The organism is Shewanella xiamenensis (assembly GCF_014647135.1).
GTDB lineage: Bacteria > Pseudomonadota > Gammaproteobacteria > Enterobacterales > Shewanellaceae > Shewanella > Shewanella xiamenensis.
On record NZ_BMOP01000062.1, the window covers coordinates 1 to 589 of the forward strand.

The window sequence follows — 589 nt, forward strand, 5'->3', positions numbered from 1 at the left end:
CGTAGCCGCTGGAGCAGTGAACTGCTTGCCATGGTGATTAATGCACAGCTTAAGCTCAGCATCGCTGCATCCACCGTCCGCCGATTACTACCCAAAGCAGGAATGGTCTGGCGCCGCTCGGCTCCGACATTGCGTATCAAAGACCCACACAAAGAGGAGAAAATGGCCGCGATAAATCAGGCACTTGAGCAGTGTTGCGTCGAGCATCCGGTTTTCTATGAAGATGAAGTAGACATCGACTTGAACCCAAAAATCGGGGCAGATTGGATGCCAAAAGGACAACAAAAACGCGTTGTCACCCCAGGCAACAACCGTAAGCATTACATAGCTGGAGCCCTGCATGCCAGCACCGGGAAAGTGCTTTATGTAAGCCGCGATAGCAAAGCGTCAGAGCTGTTTATTGCCATGTTGGAGAAGCTTAAGCGTCATTACCGCAAAGCCAAAACCATCACGCTCATCCTGGACAATTACATTATTCATAAGAGCCGTAAGACCGTAGCTTGGCTCAAGCATAATCCCAAATTCAGATTACTATTTCAGCCGGTATACTCGCCGTGGGTCAACAAGATAGAACGCTTATGGCTCGCAC

At 49.7% G+C, this 589-nt stretch carries 1 protein-coding gene; it reads left to right on the forward strand.

Features of this window, described 5'->3' with window-relative positions; all coding sequences use genetic code 11:
* A partial coding sequence (locus IEY09_RS20140) for an IS630 family transposase (protein WP_188872422.1) occupies window positions 1-589 on the forward strand: 589 nt, incomplete at both ends.